Source organism: Gemmatimonas sp. (genome assembly GCF_027531815.1).
In the GTDB taxonomy this organism is placed as follows: Bacteria; Gemmatimonadota; Gemmatimonadetes; order Gemmatimonadales; family Gemmatimonadaceae; genus Gemmatimonas.
This window is the reverse complement of record NZ_JAPZSK010000006.1, coordinates 117,978-132,524: the sequence shown is the minus strand read 5'-3', so window position 1 is coordinate 132,524 and position 14,547 is coordinate 117,978. Positions and strand designations below refer to the sequence as shown.

The 14,547-nt window shown below is 67.5% G+C and carries 10 protein-coding genes; 8 read left to right on the top strand and 2 right to left on the bottom strand.

What is annotated here, in order from left to right:
- Positions 1–2 precede the first annotated feature (2 nt).
- From miaB to O9271_RS08130, 8 genes are all read left to right on the top strand, one after another.
- Positions 3–1,394, top strand: a complete 1,392-nt coding sequence (miaB, locus tag O9271_RS08165) for a tRNA (N6-isopentenyl adenosine(37)-C2)-methylthiotransferase MiaB (RefSeq protein WP_298268151.1) — start codon at positions 3–5, stop codon at positions 1,392–1,394.
- Between the two features lie 126 nt (positions 1,395–1,520).
- Entirely contained in the window at positions 1,521–3,875 is a 2,355-nt protein-coding gene (locus O9271_RS08160) for a DNA internalization-related competence protein ComEC/Rec2 (RefSeq protein WP_298268148.1), read from the top strand.
- Between the two features lie 169 nt (positions 3,876–4,044).
- Entirely contained in the window at positions 4,045–5,124 is a 1,080-nt protein-coding gene (gene fbp, locus O9271_RS08155; protein ID WP_298268146.1) for a class 1 fructose-bisphosphatase, read from the top strand.
- A 12-nt stretch (positions 5,125–5,136) separates the two neighbouring features.
- The gene (locus O9271_RS08150) at positions 5,137–6,735 is read left to right on the top strand and encodes a methylmalonyl-CoA mutase family protein (RefSeq protein WP_298268143.1); all 1,599 of its coding nucleotides are present in this window, start codon (positions 5,137–5,139) and stop codon (positions 6,733–6,735) included.
- Between the two features lie 2 nt (positions 6,736–6,737).
- Entirely contained in the window at positions 6,738–7,895 is a 1,158-nt protein-coding gene (gene tyrA, locus O9271_RS08145) for a bifunctional chorismate mutase/prephenate dehydrogenase (protein WP_298268139.1), read from the top strand.
- A gap of 69 nt (positions 7,896–7,964) precedes the next feature.
- Positions 7,965–8,363 (top strand): hypothetical protein, encoded by a 399-nt coding sequence (locus O9271_RS08140; protein ID WP_298268137.1) that lies wholly within the window; start codon positions 7,965–7,967, stop codon positions 8,361–8,363.
- Between the two features lie 32 nt (positions 8,364–8,395).
- Positions 8,396–8,872, top strand: coding sequence for a hypothetical protein (locus O9271_RS08135; RefSeq protein WP_298268134.1), 477 nt, complete (start codon positions 8,396–8,398; stop codon positions 8,870–8,872).
- 64 nt (positions 8,873–8,936) lie between these two features.
- A complete protein-coding gene (locus tag O9271_RS08130; protein WP_298268132.1) occupies positions 8,937–9,815 on the top strand; it encodes a carboxypeptidase regulatory-like domain-containing protein in 879 nt (292 codons plus the stop codon).
- 184 nt (positions 9,816–9,999) lie between these two features.
- Here O9271_RS08130 and O9271_RS08125 read toward each other — a convergent pair whose 3' ends face one another.
- Both O9271_RS08125 and O9271_RS08120 read right to left on the bottom strand, forming a co-directional pair.
- The gene (locus O9271_RS08125; protein WP_298268130.1) at positions 10,000–11,427 is read right to left on the bottom strand and encodes a RagB/SusD family nutrient uptake outer membrane protein; all 1,428 of its coding nucleotides are present in this window, start codon (positions 11,425–11,427) and stop codon (positions 10,000–10,002) included.
- 36 nt (positions 11,428–11,463) lie between these two features.
- The gene (locus O9271_RS08120) at positions 11,464–14,523 is read right to left on the bottom strand and encodes a SusC/RagA family TonB-linked outer membrane protein (RefSeq protein ID WP_298268128.1); all 3,060 of its coding nucleotides are present in this window, start codon (positions 14,521–14,523) and stop codon (positions 11,464–11,466) included.
- Between the last annotated feature and the right edge of the window lie 24 nt (positions 14,524–14,547).

The following is a 14,547-nucleotide window of genomic DNA, read 5'->3' as shown; positions in this document are numbered from 1 at the left end:
TCATGAGTGCTCCGCTTTCGCTTCCCGAGCTGCCGGACACCGTCACGGCAACGCCCAGGCCCACCGTGTACATCGAGACATACGGCTGCCAGATGAACGTGGCCGACTCCGAACTCATGTACGGAAAGCTGGTGGCGCACGGGTACGCGCCGGTTGATGCGCCCGACGGCGCTGACGTCATTCTCGTGAACACCTGCGCCATTCGCGAGAACGCCGAAACGCGCGTCATTGGCCGTCTCGGTGAACTGCGCCGCTTCATGAAGCCCGACACCATCGTGGGGGTGACCGGCTGCATGGCGCAGCGGCTGGGGGCCCGCGTGCTCGACCAGGCCAAGCACGTGTCGCTCGTCGTTGGCCCCGATGGCTACCGGGCGCTCCCGGCGTTGCTCGACGGGGCGCGTCGCGGCGAGAAGTTCACCGCCACCGACTTCGACCTCGAGGAGCACTACGAGGACGTGGTGGCGCGGCGCTTCGAAGGGGTGAAGGCGTGGATTCCGGTGCAGCGCGGCTGCGACTATCGCTGCACCTACTGCATCGTGCCGTTCACGCGGGGCCCCGAGCGCAGCCGCAAGCTGGCCGACGTGGTGCGCGAGGTGCAGCAGGTGGTCGAGCAGGGCCTCTCCGAAGTGGTGCTGTTGGGGCAGACCGTCAACTCGTACACCGACGGCTCGCACGACTTCGCCGACCTGCTGCGCGCGGTGGGCTCCGTCGATGGCATTCGTCGCGTGCGCTACACGAGCCCACATCCGAACGATTTCAGCGACCGGGTCATCGAGGCGATGGCCACGACGCCCACCGTCTGCGAGCACGTGCATCTGCCCATGCAGAGCGGCAGCACGAGCATGCTCAAGCGCATGCTGCGACGCTATTCCCGTGAGGACTACCTCGACTGCGTGGCCCGCCTGCGCGCCGCGATTCCGGGGCTCGCCCTCACGACCGACATCATCGTGGGGTTTCCGGGCGAAACCGATGAGGAGTTCACCGATACGCTGTCCCTCTGCCGGGAAGTGCGCTTCGACGACGCCTTCATGTTCAAGTTCTCGGCCCGTGAGGGCACGCCGGCCACACGCATGCCGCCCGAGTGGACGATCCCCGACGACGTCGTGGCGACCCGCTTCGACCGCCTCGTGAGCACGGTGCGCGGCATATCGCGCGAGAACAATCTCGGCCGTCTTGGCGAGACCATGGAGTTGCTTATCGAGAAGGTGGCGCGCGACGGCGAACTGCTGCAGGGCCGCTCGCGTGATTTCAAGACGGTCATGGTGCCTGCCGACGCGGCCCGAATTGGCGAGTATCTCACGGTGACCCTCACCGGCACCACCGGGGCCACGTTCACCGGTACGCCGGTGGTCGAGCGACGGGAGCGCGCGCCCTTGCCCATGATGAGCGCATAGCGGCGCATAGCGGCGCATAGCGCCGCATCGAGGCGTATCGGGGCGTATCGGGGCGTATCGCAGCGAGCGATTGCCGGCCGCGTTGGCATGATGGCGGGGCCGGAGAAATGGTGATACCACGGCGGCATGGCGCACACAGGTTGTGCCATGCCGTTGCTCATTCATGCGGTTGCGTGGTGGCTGGCGGGGCTCATGGCGGGGGCGTGGTGGCACACGCCGCTGCCGCCCGCGCTGCTTCTGGCGGCGGGGGTCGTGCTCTGGCGCCGTGGTCGGGTGGAGCCGCTCCTCGTGGCGGCCGGGTTGCTGGCCTCGTGGGGAGACGAGCGCGAGAACCGGCTCTGTGCCCAACGGTTGCAGCGGCAGCTGGCCGAAGGCCGCGCGGCATGGGTGCATGTGGCGGATCACGTGCCGTCGCGCGGCCGTCGCCCGGCGCAGCTGCGCGGGCAGGCGTCGGAGCGCGCACGCTGGCCGCGCTGTCACGTGCCGGCGGTGGTGAACCTCGCGCCCCAGGATAGTACGCGCGCCGCCGCGCCGACGCCCCGGCCAGGCATGCACGTGCCGGTGTGGGCGTCTCCGCAGCCAACCGGCACGGCGCTGCGACTCGAACGCGCCCGGGTTGGAGTCGCGTACGGCCCGCGCCATCCACTCGTGGCGTGGCGCGCCCATGTGGGGACGGTCATCGACGACGCCTTTCGCACGCGCGCGCCACTTGTACGCGCGCTGCTCATTGCCGATCAGCGCAGCATCGACCCCGCGGTTCGCGATCGCTACGCCGACGCGGGTCTCGTGCACCTGTTGTCGGTCAGCGGCATGCATGTCGCGATCATCGCCACGGCATTGCTCACGCTGGGCGGTGCCTTGCGCCTCTCCCGTCGCTGGCTCGAACCGGCGTGTGTGTGCGTCGTGGTGGCCTACGTGGCACTCCTCGGCTTCCCGGCGCCCGCGGTGCGCAGCGCCATCATGCTCATCGTCACGATGCTCAGTCGTCGCTGGCAGCGCCCGGTGCACGAGTGGACGGCCCTCGCCCTCGGGGCGGTGGTCCCCACCATCGAGCCCGCCATCGTGCACGACCTCGGCTGGCAACTCAGCGTGGGCGGCATGGCGGCGCTGGTGGCGACCCGGTCGCTGCACCGACGCTGGAAACGGGACCGTCACCCGCTCCCGGTAACCGCCTATGCGGCAAGGATGCTGCGCTGGTGGCATCGGCAACGAGGGGCCGCCGGCTGGCTCCTCGGCGAAATCTCCACCGGCCTCATCGCCACACTGGTCATGGCACCGCTCGTGGCCTGGACCTTCGGTCGGATCAGTCTGGTGGCGCCCCTGTCCAATGTTGTGGCGGCGCCATTGATCGGCGTTCTCCAGCCGGCGTTGTTTCTTGCCCTGCTCGCCGCGCTGCTGTTGCCCGCTGGGCCGCACCACTGGCTCGCGGACGCGACGCAGCCACTCATGGCGTTGCTCGATCTCGTGGCCCACGGTGCGGCAGCGGTGCCTGGCGCCGTACTTGGCGTGGCTCCCACCTTCGCCACCGCCGTGGGGACCGGCACGGCCGTAGCGCTGCTCGTACGCAGCACGGCCGACCGACGGCGCGGCCGTTGGGTGGTGGGGGCGGCCGCCGTGCTCACGGCCACCCTCTGGCGATCGGCAATGGTGCCGGGAAACGGGCACCTGGAGCTGCATGTGCTCGACGTCGGGCAGGGGGATGCCCTGGCGCTGCGTACGCCGCGCGGACGCTGGATTCTCGTGGACGCGGGGCGGCGCTGGCAGGGGGGCGATGCGGGTCGCCGCGTCGTGGTGCCGTATGTGCGGCGGCGCGGCGGACAGGTGGCGCTGTTCGTGCTTACGCACCCGCACGACGATCACGCGGGTGGCGCGGCAAGTGTGGTGCGGGCGCTGCGCCCGGCGCGCTGGTGGGAGCCGGCCTTCGTGCTGCCCAGCCCAGGCTACCGCGAGGCACTCGACGCCGTGCGGGAAACCAACACGCCGTGGGAGCGTGTGCGCCCGGGGCGCACCTTTACACTGGATGGTGTGCAGTTGACCGTGCTGGCTCCCGATTCCTCGTGGACCGCCTTACAGCGGGATGCCAACGAATCGTCGGTGGTGCTGCGCGTCGATTTCGGACATCACCGTCTGCTGTTGACCGGCGACGCCGAGGGAGAGGAAGAGGCGTGGCTGGTGGCGCAGCAGGGCGCCGACGCGCTCGATGTCGATGTCCTGAAGCTGGGGCATCACGGCAGTCGGACGAGCTCGACCGCCCCGCTCCTCGATGCGGCCACGCCGCGCCTGGCGATTGCCTCGGTGGGGGCGGGCAACCGCTACGGACATCCCTCACCCGAGACGCTGGCGGCGCTCATGGCACGCGGCGTTCCCGTGTTGCGCACCGATACCGATGGCACCGTGATTGTGCAGACCGATGGACGCACGCTGCGGGTCCTTGCGGGCGGCGAGGCGTGGCAGGTGCCCCAGGAGAATCGCGTGCCATGACCTGCGGGACAGGTCGTGCCTGTTACATCCGTTTCACCGCATCAGTCCTTCGAAAAACCGCGGCGCTGCTCTTGCACGAGCTTGCCCGGGGGCGCCAGCTTTCCGCTCAGCGCACAAGCCGGACTGGGGCTCAGTCGGCGATTCGCGTTCACCCTCCGGGGATCCTACCGTGGTCAAGCATACTGCGACGTCGGTCGTCACCATCGAGCGCTTCATCATCGAGCAGGAGCGCATGTTCCCGGAGGCGACGGGCGAACTGTCCGGCATCCTCTACGACATGGCACTCGCCGGGAAGATGATCGCCAACAAGGTGCGCAGCGCCGGCCTCGCCGACATCCTCGGCGCAACAATGAGCGAGAATGTGCAGGGCGAAGTCCAGCAGAAGCTCGACGTCATCGCCAACGAGATCATCGTCAAGGCGTTCGATCATGGCGGGCGGCTCTGTGCGATGGCGTCGGAGGAAGAGCCCGACATCATCCAGATCCCCGAAGGCTTCCGCCACGGCAAGTACGTGCTGCTCTTCGATCCGCTCGACGGCTCGTCGAACATCGACGTCAATGTGCCGGTGGGCACGATCTTCTCCGTGTTCCGCAAGATCACGCGCGGTACGCGCGGCGAGATGGAGGACATGCTGCAGCCTGGGCGCCGTCAGGTGGCGGCCGGCTACATCCTCTATGGCTCGAGCACCATGATGGTGTACACCACGGGGCAGGGGGCGCACGGCTTCACGCTCGATCCGTCCATCGGTGAGTTCCTGCTGTCGCACCCCAACATCCGCATCCCCGAGCGGGCGCGATATCTGTCGGTGAACGACGCGTACGAGCAGGATTGGCCGGAGCCGACCCGCGCGCTCATGCGGCGGTATCGTGGGCTCGACGGGCAGAAGAAGGCGCTGAATGTGCGCTACGTGGGTTCGCTCGTGGCCGACTTCCATCGCAACCTGCTCGGTGGTGGTGTGTTCTGTTATCCCGCCAACGAGAAGGCCACGCGCGGCAAGCTCCGTCTCCTGTATGAAGCCAACCCCCTTGCCTTCATTGCGGAGCAGGCGGGAGGACTCGCGACCGACGGCTACGGCAGCATCCTCGACATCGAGCCCACCGAGCTGCATCAGCGCTCGCCGCTCTATATCGGCAGCAAGGCGGAGGTGGAGATGGTCAGTGAATTCCCGCTTCCCCGGTATGTGGCCCCCGGCATTCCGGAGCGCCGAGGGGCGGCACGCCCCGCACCCTCCGCGGTTTCGGCGGGCTGATAGATTGGGGAGATGACCGAACGTCTCTCCCCATCCGGTATCCCCATTCCGGCGGTTGTCCGACCGGATGCCGTCCGTATCGATTACGCGCACGACCTGGGTGACCCGGGCCAGTTCCCGTTCACCCGCGGCGTCCAGCCCACCATGTACCGCGGTCGTCTCTGGACCATGCGGCAGTATGCCGGGTTCGGGACCGCCAAGGCCACCAACGAACGGTTCCGGCTGCTCCTCGATGCCGGGCAGACCGGTTTGTCGGTGGCCTTCGATCTTCCCACCCAAATGGGCATCGACTCCGGCACGCCGCGGGCGATGGGTGAGGTGGGGCGTGTCGGTGTGGCCATCGACACCGTCGAAGACATGCACGTGCTGCTCGACGGCATTCCGCTCGACAAGGTCTCCACGAGCATGACGATCAACGCCACGGCCTCCACGCTGCTGGCCATGTACATCGTCGTTGCGGAGGAGCGCGGCATCCGCCGTGACATGCTCTCCGGCACGGTGCAGAACGACATTCTCAAGGAATACATCGCGCGCGGCACGTACATCTATCCGCCTGCGCCGTCGCTCGCGCTCACGGCGGAGATGTTCCGCTTCTGCGCCGCCGAGGTGCCGCAGTGGAATCCCATCTCCATCAGCGGCTATCACATTCGCGAAGCGGGCGCCACGGCGGTGCAGGAAGTGGCGTTCACCTTCGCCGACGCCCTGGCCTACGTGCAGCAGGCGGTGGAGGCCGGACTCGCGGTCGACTCGTTCGCGCCGCGTCTGTCGTTCTTCTTCGCCGCGCACAACGATCTGTTCGAGGAAGTCGCCAAGTTCCGCGCCGCGCGTCGGCTCTGGGCGCGCCTCATGCGCGAGCGTTTCGGTGCCAACGATGCCAGCTGTCGCCTGCGCTTCCACACGCAGACGGGTGGCGTGACGCTGCAGGCGCAGCAGCCGCACAACAACATCGTGCGCGTCACCATCCAGGCGCTGGCGGCCACGCTCGGTGGCACGCAGTCGCTGCACACCAACGGCTACGATGAGGCGCTGGCGCTCCCCACCGCGGAAGCCGCCACGCTGGCGCTGCGCACCCAGCAGATCGTCGGCTACGAGTCGGGAGTGGCGCAAACGGTGGATCCGCTGGCCGGCAGTTGGTACGTGGAGCAGCTCACCAACAGCATCGAAGAGCGCGCCGTGGCGCTGCTCGAGCGGGTGCACGAACTCGGCGGGGCCGCCGAGGCCATTCGCGCCGGCTTCTTCCAGGAGGAGATCGGCCGCAGCGCCTACGAGTACCAGCTGCGCGTCGAGGCGGGCGAGACCGTCGTGGTGGGGGTGAACAAATACGGAGACGGACAGGAGCCGCCCATCATTCCGGCGCCGGATTTCAGCGCGCTCGAACAGGATCAGGTGGCGCGTCTGGCGGCCGTGCGGGCATCGCGTGATGGCGCTGCCGTGCAGCAGGCGCTCGCCCGCATCGCCGAAGCGGCACCACACTACCTGCCGGATCACTCGGGGCCGCGTGCCGAACTCATGCCGCGCATCATCGACGCCGTGCGGGTTCGGGCATCGGTCGGCGAGATCGCCGATACGCTGGAACAGGCGTGGGGCCGCTACCAGCCCTCGTCGCACTGACCGTGACGCAGGCCGGAGCGCAAGACGGGGCGGCCCCCCCGCGTCCGTTGGCCGTGGTGCGGGCCATGATCGACGCGCTCGATCGCGACCTGCTGCAGATCCTCGCCCGACGCATGGCGCTCGTGGGCGAGGTGGCTGCCTGGAAGCGCCAGCATGGTATTCGCATTCGGGATCCGCAGCGGGAGCAGGAGGTGCTGCAGGATCGGCACGATCGTGCGCTGGAACTCGGGCTTCCACCCGGCGAGATCGAGTCGATCTTTCGGGTGCTCCTGCGCTCCAGTCGCGACCAGCAGGCAGCGCTGCGCGCCGAGGTACCGTCGGGGGCGGCTCCGCGCACGGTGGCCGTCATTGGCGGGCACGGCAAGATCGGTCGGGTGCTGGTACGCCTCTTTGGCGATCTCGGTCACCAGCCTCTGGTCGTCGACACGGATACGGTGCTGCGAGCCGAGGAAGCCGCGGCAGCCGCCGAGGTGACCGTGATCAGCGTCCCCATTGACCAGACCGAGGCCGTGGTGCGGGCCGTGGGACCGCACGTCCCGGCCACGGGACTGCTCATGGATGTGACAAGCATCAAGGCGGCGCCCATGCAGGCCATGCTGGAGAGCACGGCGGCGAGCGTGGTGGGCACGCACCCCATGTTCGGTCCCAACGTGCACACGCTGCAGGGGCAGCGTGTGGTGCTCTGTCGCGGCCGCGGCGATGTCTGGGCCGATTGGCTTGCCTCCATGCTCGCCGCCCGTGGCCTGGTAATAACGGAAACCACCGCGGCGCATCACGACCGCATCATGTCGGTGGTCCAGGTGCTGACCCACTTCCAGACCCAGGTCCAGGGGCTGACGCTGGCCCGACTCGGGCTGCCGCTCAGCGAAACCCTGCCGTTCACCTCACCCGCCTATCTCCTCGAGCTGTACGTGGCGGCGCGGCACTTCGCGCAGGATCCCGCGTTGTACGGTCCCATCGAAATGCGGAACCCGGCCACCGCCGAAATCACCGCCGCCTATGGCCAGGCCGTCGCCGAGCTGGCCGACGTACTCGCGAACGGTGATCAGGAGCACTTTTCCCGACTGTTCGGTGAGGTCCGCACGTTCTTCGGCGACTTCACCGCCGAGGCGCTCGTTCAGTCGAGCTTCCTCATCGACCGCATCGTCGAGCGCAGCTGACGAGTCCGGCACGGAGCACGCGCGGCAAGTCGGTGGGATCCAGCACGGCCGGATCGTCGTTCACCTGCCATGCCGTCACGCCCAGGTCGCTGGTCGCTCAACCCGCTGGTGTGGTTCCGCCGTCTCGAAGACGGCTTCTTTGCGCTGGCCGCCGAGGCGGAGTATCGGCTCAAGTTGGCTCCCCGCGGGACCAAGATCGTCCCCAGCGACTTCGATCGCCGCATGATCCGCCTGTTCCTGGTGGTCATGCCCTTGCTGGTGGGCTCGCTCTTCATCGACGATCGGCAGTTCCGCACCCGCTTGCTGGCGCTGGGCTTTGCCGTGGCGCTGCTGGCCGTGGCGCTCATCTTCGTGCTCGATGCGCGCTCCAGCAATTACACGGGCCGTGGGCGTCCCCTCCCGCCGCCCAAGCCGGGCAAGGCACCACCGTCGTCTACGCAGCCGCACTGGACCCGCCGTCGTCCCTGACTGTTTCACGTTTCACACTTCGCGAGCCCCTCATGCGCGTACTCTCCGCAGCCGGCACCCTTGCTCTCGTGGCCGTGGCCACGTCGTCCATGCTCGAGGCTGCCACCGTATCGCGCGGTCCGGCGTTGCGGGACGCGCGGTGGGAGCGCACCCGCACGGAGTGGGCGGCTCGCCTGGCGGGGCGTGAGGGGCGCAAGGTCACCGGCGCCGCCACCGCCAAGCCCACGGCCGACGGGACCGGCACGCTGGTCACGGTCACGCTCGACGGCGACACCCCGGGGGCCACACGGCCGTGGCACGTGCACACCGGCAGTTGCCGGCAATCGGGCGGCGTGGTGGGAGGGGGGCGGGCCTACACGCCGCTCGTGGTGGATGCCAAAGGGCAGGCCAGCGGGACGGCCACCATTCCCGTTCCCCTGGCCGACAGCGCGTCGTACTACGTGAACATTCACGACGCCGCCGCCGCCATGGGCATCATCGTGGCCTGCGGCGATCTGACCAAGCGTTGATCCGGCGTTGGGCCGTCGTGCCTGCGCCATCCCCCTCGGCGGGTAGCGCCAGTAGTATTCTGGTATGCTGACCGCTTTCCCCTCGCCGATTCCGGCGCGCTGTGCCGCGCGTGTCCGTCCGCTGGCACTGGCCGCCGTCCTGTGCGCGGTGAGCCTTGCAGCCCCGCTTACCGCTCAGGAAAAGCAGACCGTGCTCGACCGTGCCCGTCGTGAGGCGGCCGATCGCAATGCGGCCGGTCCTGGCACCCAGTTCGGCGTCATCGACGGCACGGTGACCGACACGCTGCTGGTGCCCCTCAACGCGGCCGATGTGACGATCGTTGGCACCGGCGCACGGGTCGTGACCGGTGCCAACGGCCGTTTCCGCATGGTGCAGGTCACGCCCGGTCAGTACCTGCTGGTCGTGCGCCGCATCGGGTACGCGCCGACCTCCGGCGTCATCGACGTGCCGTCGAACGACACGTTGCGCCTTGCATATACGCTTACCCGCTCCAATCGCATGCTCGACACGGTGCGCGTGCGCGGCGAGCGACTCACCATGCGCATGGTCGACTTCGACCGTCGGCGTCAGCAGGGGCAGGGCCAATTCATTACGCAGGCGGAAATCGAGCGCCGCGGCTCCGTACAGACGGCAGACTTCCTGCGCTATATGCGCGGCGTGGAGGTCTCGGTGAACACCACGCAGGTCTTCGGTGGTACGCAGGTGTACTCGCGCCGTGAAGGTGGCGGTTTCGACGGAAACCAGCAGCAGCAGTACTGCCCCATGCAGGTGCTGCTCGACGGCATTATCCTGCCGCGATACTTCAATCTCGATCTGCTCCCGCCACCCAAGCAGATCGCCGGAATCGAAGTGTATGCCGGCGCCGCCACCGTGCCCCCGCAGTTCAGCGGCGTTGACCGTCGCTGCGGCGTCGTGGCCGTGTGGACCCGCGACGGGTACTGACCGCCATCGGGGGCGATCGGGGAGACCACCGGTAGCCGCAGGCGCGTGCCCTTCGCGATCCCGCTGTCTTTTCTCCGTGGTGCCAATTTCTACCGCGCCGCAATATGTGACCCGCACAACGCACAACGGCCCCGCACACATCGTGTGCGGGGCCGTTGCCGTGTTCACCAGCGGCGGCCGATGGTCAGCACCCGGGGCCGGCAAGCGGGCCCGTCTGACCAATACGCTGCAGGCACTCGGCCTGCGGCAGCGGCTGCACACGCGCCACGAAGTGCGCGTTCACGCCGGTCGTAATGTCACGCGGCAGCTGGTCGAGACGCCCGTACCGGCGAACGTCGATCCAGCGGTGCCCCTCGAGCAGCAGCGAGTAGCGCTTCTGCACGAGGATCTCGGTGATGATGTCGGCGTCGGCCGAACTCGCCGTCAGCGTCGTCGGCGCCAGGCCGCCCGAGTTCACGCGGATGTTGTTGATCATCGCGATCGCCCCCGCCTTGTCCCCAGTCGCCAGCAGGATTTCGGCCCGCAGGAGAATGAGCTCCTCGTTGCGGATGATCGGAATCGAACTGTTGATCGCGGGATAGATCTGGAAACCGAGCGACGACGAAATGCCGAGTCCTGCCGGGGCACCGCGCGGCGGACGCGGACCGATCTTGGCCAGGAACCGGTTGTCCTTCGTGCCGTCGGGCTTGAGCGGCGCGTCGGCATCAATGGACATGTGCGCGTACAAGTCCGTGTTCGTCGCTGCCGCGAGCGGGTTGGTCACGTCCGGCGCGGCGGAGTAGGGGTGGAAAACCCCCACGTTGTACGCGGCCGCGTTGTTGGCCGTGATGTTGATGAACGACGCCTCGAGCGCCTGTCGAGCGCGCGTCCACGCTGCCGCGCCGCCGCCCGAGGTGGCGTGGTACGCGGCTGCGCGAGCCGCCATGGCTCGGTTGAAGCGCACGAACGTGGCCGGCGTGTTGAATCCCGCGTAGCCCGAGTGCAGGGCGAACGGGAAGGCGGTCCCACCCGCCGTGAGGTCAGTCACCGCGGCGTCGAACGTGTTCAGGATGTATCGGTACGTGGAATCACGCGAGACGAACGGCGCCAGAACCGCCGCGTCCGCGTTGACCTGCACCACGGCGCCGATGGTGTCACGGGTGGAGATGACCGTGAGCAGCTCCATCGCCTCCATGGTCCGGGCAAAGCCCAGCGCGGCACGCTTCTGTGTTTCCGACAGCGTGGAGGCCGTGACCGTATTCTTGAAGTTGAAGATGTCACGCAGGTTGCCGTAGGGGCCGCCCCAGCTGCCTACCGCGAAGCCGGCCGGGTCGAGGCGGTTCTGCCCCGAAATGCCGATGAGGTAGGCCGAGGTGTTGCGCCCTTCCTGAGGCGTGTACACGTATGCCTCGCGTCCGAAACGCCCCGTCTCGGTGATGAACCCGCCGCGGCTGTTACGGTTCTGCCGCAGCAGGCCGGTGGCCAGCAACTGCAGCGCCTGCGGGTCGGCGCTGGCGCCCGCGATGGACGGGGTGTTCGGGTTCGTGATTTCCAGCGTGTCCCGGCTGCACGCGGTCAGCGTGAGGGAAGCCAGCGACAGCGCGCCCACGGCGCGCAGGGAAGTGGTGCTCATGCGCGATGCGCTCTTGGTGAATGAAGTCGACATGGCTTAGAACCCCAGATCGACGCTGAGGAAGAACTGCCGGCTGGGCGGGAACGGCGCCAGGTCGATGAACCGGTTGAAGTTCACGTTGCCGAAGTTGTTGAACTCGGGGTCAAAGCCCCAGTAGTCCGTCCACATCATGAGGTTGCGGCCGCTCACGTTGAAGCGCAGCGAGCGGGCACCCGGAACCTTCTTGGCCCACGACTCCGGCGCGTCGTAGTTGAGCGTGACTTCGCGAAGCTTCACGTACGATCCATTCTGCATGTACGGCCGCGTGTCGCCGCCGTTGAACGTGAAGGCCCGGCAGGCACCAAGCGTGCGCGTCCCGCAATCGGCCGACCCGGGCTGGTTGGTCGTGGCCTCGATGATGCGAGCCGGTGCAGGGGCGTCGAAGTCACGGGAGTTGCCGCCTTCGTCCCACAGGTTGTTCGTCATGTTCGACACCGTACCGCCGGCACGCCAGTCGAGCAGCGCCGACACCGTGAAGCGGCCGAACGTGAAGTCGTTGTTGAACGTGGTGATGTGGATCGGATTGCTGTCGTACGTGATCGTGTCCGCCACGGTCCGCACTCCCGTCGTGGGGTTGAGGCGGAACGGCGCGTTCGACCAGATGTACGTGGAGCGGGTGTTCGCCGTGATGCGGTTGCGGCCGTAAGCCGCGCCGAACGAACCGGGCACCGGGAAGGCCGGCACCGGAATGTCATTCGTGTACTGCACGTTGGCGTTGTAGATGATCCGGCTCGCCCACTCGAACTTGCCCTTGCGGATTGGAATGAGCGACACCACCGCTTCGTTGCCGAGCACGGACAGCTGACCGCCGTTGATGATCTGGTTCCCGAGGCCCGACGATGGGGCAAGCGGGAAGGTGAGCAGCAGGTCGGTGATCCTGCGCTGGTAGCGCGTGAACTCGAAGGCCAGACGCGACTTGAGGAACGACGCGTCGAAACCGAATTCCAGCTCGTTCATCACTTCTGGCCGAATGACCGTATTGCCAATCAAGCCGGCCGACACCAGCGAGCCCTGCCCGCCAATGAGGCCACCGTCGGCATACAGCAGGTCACGGTCACCGTAGCGGGGGCGGTTGCCCGATTGGCCCCACGCACCGCGCAGCTTGATCTCGTCGATCTTGTCGGTGAGCGGGTTCACAAAACGGTACGAACCGGAGTACTTCGGGAAGATGTAGTACCGGTCACGGTCGCCGTTGGCGCTTGAGCGGTCGGCGCGGAAACCGGCATTGAGCGCCAGCTTTTCGTCAAAGAAAAGTGCTTGCTCATTGACGTAGTACGACTGGTCGCGGAACTCCGTGCGCGTATCCTCCGTGGCAATATCCTGTGCGCCCGCCGCCGTCTTGCGCGTGGGCAGCAAGCCGCGGCCGCGAATACGGTAGACCTCCTGCTTCTGGCGCTCGTACGTGCCGCCCACCGAGGTCGTGAGCGACGTCAGCCAGCTCGAACCCGGTGTCCAGGTCCACACGGCGTTGAGCCCCGAGTTGGTCTGGAGGCTGGACACGTTGTTCTGGCCGGCCGTGCCAAGGAAGCCGTCGGCCGGCTCGAACTGCAGGAAGTTCGGCGAGTACTGTACGCCTTCCTGCTGGAAGCGGTCGAAGCCCATGAGCGACGTGACCTGCACACTGTGACGGGCTGTCGAGAGCGCCGAGTAGTTGAGGCGCAGGTTACCCGCCTGCCGGAAGACTGTTTCGTCGCTCTGAATGGCGCGCAGCACCTCGAACGGATTGGCCGTGCCTGCCCCACCGCCGTCGAACGGCATGATCGGGTAGCGGCCGTTCTCGAGGCGGCGGTTGAGGTTCACGATCGCCGGCGTGTAGCCGAACGTGTACGTGGGGCTCACGCCGGCGTTGTTGTTGTTGCCGATGCCGCGCTGCAGGAAATTGCGCGTGACGTCGAGCCCCATGCTGGCGGTCAGCTTGCTGTTGATCGTCTGGTCGAGGTTGATGCGACCACCGGTGCGGCGCGCGCCGGTGTTGATCATGATACCCGACTCCTGACGATCGTTCAGCGACGCGAAGTAACGCGTGTTCCCCGCGCCGCCCGAGGCCGACAGCAGCGTTTCGTACGACGGATCAGTCCGGCCGTACAGCTCGCCCTGCCAGTCGTAGTTGGTGCAGTTCGGCGTGCACACTTCGCGCGCCGCGGCTTCGCCCACCGGGCCGTCCACCCACGGCAGGACATCGTTGAGCGTCGCATACTGACGATGGCCGAGGGAGCGCATCAGCTGCTGCGTGCCCACGCGCTGGGTCACATTCCAGCGGGTCTGCCCGGAGGCACCCTTCTTGGTGGTGATCACCACCACGCCGTTCGTCGCGCGCGAGCCATAAATGGCCGTCGCCGCCGCTGACTTCAGCACTTCGATGTTCTCGATGTCGTTCGGATTGAGGTCGGCCAGACGGTTCACCACCTGGTCCTGATTGGATCCCGTGGTACCGCCAGCCCGCGTAATGGCCGAGGCGCCCGACGAGATGCCGGCGTTCGAGATGATCACGCCGTCCACCACGTACAGCGGGTCACCCTGCCCGAGCACCGACGTGGCGCCGCGGATCTGGATCTGCGCACCACCACCCGGCGCGCCGCTGTTGTCGGAGATGCGGGCACCGGCCACCTTGCCGGCCAGGTTGCCTTCGAGCGAGCGGGCCGGCACGCGGTTCAGTTCGGCCGCATTCACCGTGGCCACCGCCGTGGCCGCGACGCGGCGATCGGTGGTGGTAGCCGCACCCGTGACCGTCACGCCTTCCAGCTGGAGGACGTCCTTCTCGAGCGTGAAGTTCGCCGTGTTCTCGTTGGCAGACAAACGAATGGTCTGGCGCTTGTAGCCGAGGCCACGCGCCAACAGGCTGACCTCACCCTGCGGCACGCGAATACGATACTCGCCGCGTTCGTTCGTGCGCACACCCACCTGCTGGCCGACAATGCCAACCGTGATATCGGGGAGGGGAGTCCCGGTCCCCGACATGGTGACCTTGCCGGTCACGTCACGGGTTTGCGCGTGGGCGCTGAAGGGCACGGCGGCAACGAGTGCCACCGCAGCCAGGAGTCTCTGCAACCTGCTCATGAACGGCCTCCGATGGAGGGGAAT

Excerpts from the sequence above, each read along its gene's own strand:
- miaB (WP_298268151.1), top strand. The coding sequence starts at position 3 with ATGAGTGCTCCGCTTTCGCTTCCCGAGCTGCCGGACACCGTCACGGCA.
- O9271_RS08160 (WP_298268148.1), top strand. The coding sequence starts at position 1,521 with ATGGCGCACACAGGTTGTGCCATGCCGTTGCTCATTCATGCGGTTGCG.
- O9271_RS08150 (WP_298268143.1), top strand. The coding sequence starts at position 5,137 with ATGACCGAACGTCTCTCCCCATCCGGTATCCCCATTCCGGCGGTTGTC.
- O9271_RS08140 (WP_298268137.1), top strand. The coding sequence starts at position 7,965 with ATGCCGTCACGCCCAGGTCGCTGGTCGCTCAACCCGCTGGTGTGGTTC.
- O9271_RS08135 (WP_298268134.1), top strand. The coding sequence starts at position 8,396 with ATGCGCGTACTCTCCGCAGCCGGCACCCTTGCTCTCGTGGCCGTGGCC.
- O9271_RS08130 (WP_298268132.1), top strand. The coding sequence starts at position 8,937 with ATGCTGACCGCTTTCCCCTCGCCGATTCCGGCGCGCTGTGCCGCGCGT.
- O9271_RS08125 (WP_298268130.1), bottom strand. The coding sequence starts at position 11,427 with ATGAGCACCACTTCCCTGCGCGCCGTGGGCGCGCTGTCGCTGGCTTCC.
- O9271_RS08120 (WP_298268128.1), bottom strand. The coding sequence starts at position 14,523 with ATGAGCAGGTTGCAGAGACTCCTGGCTGCGGTGGCACTCGTTGCCGCC.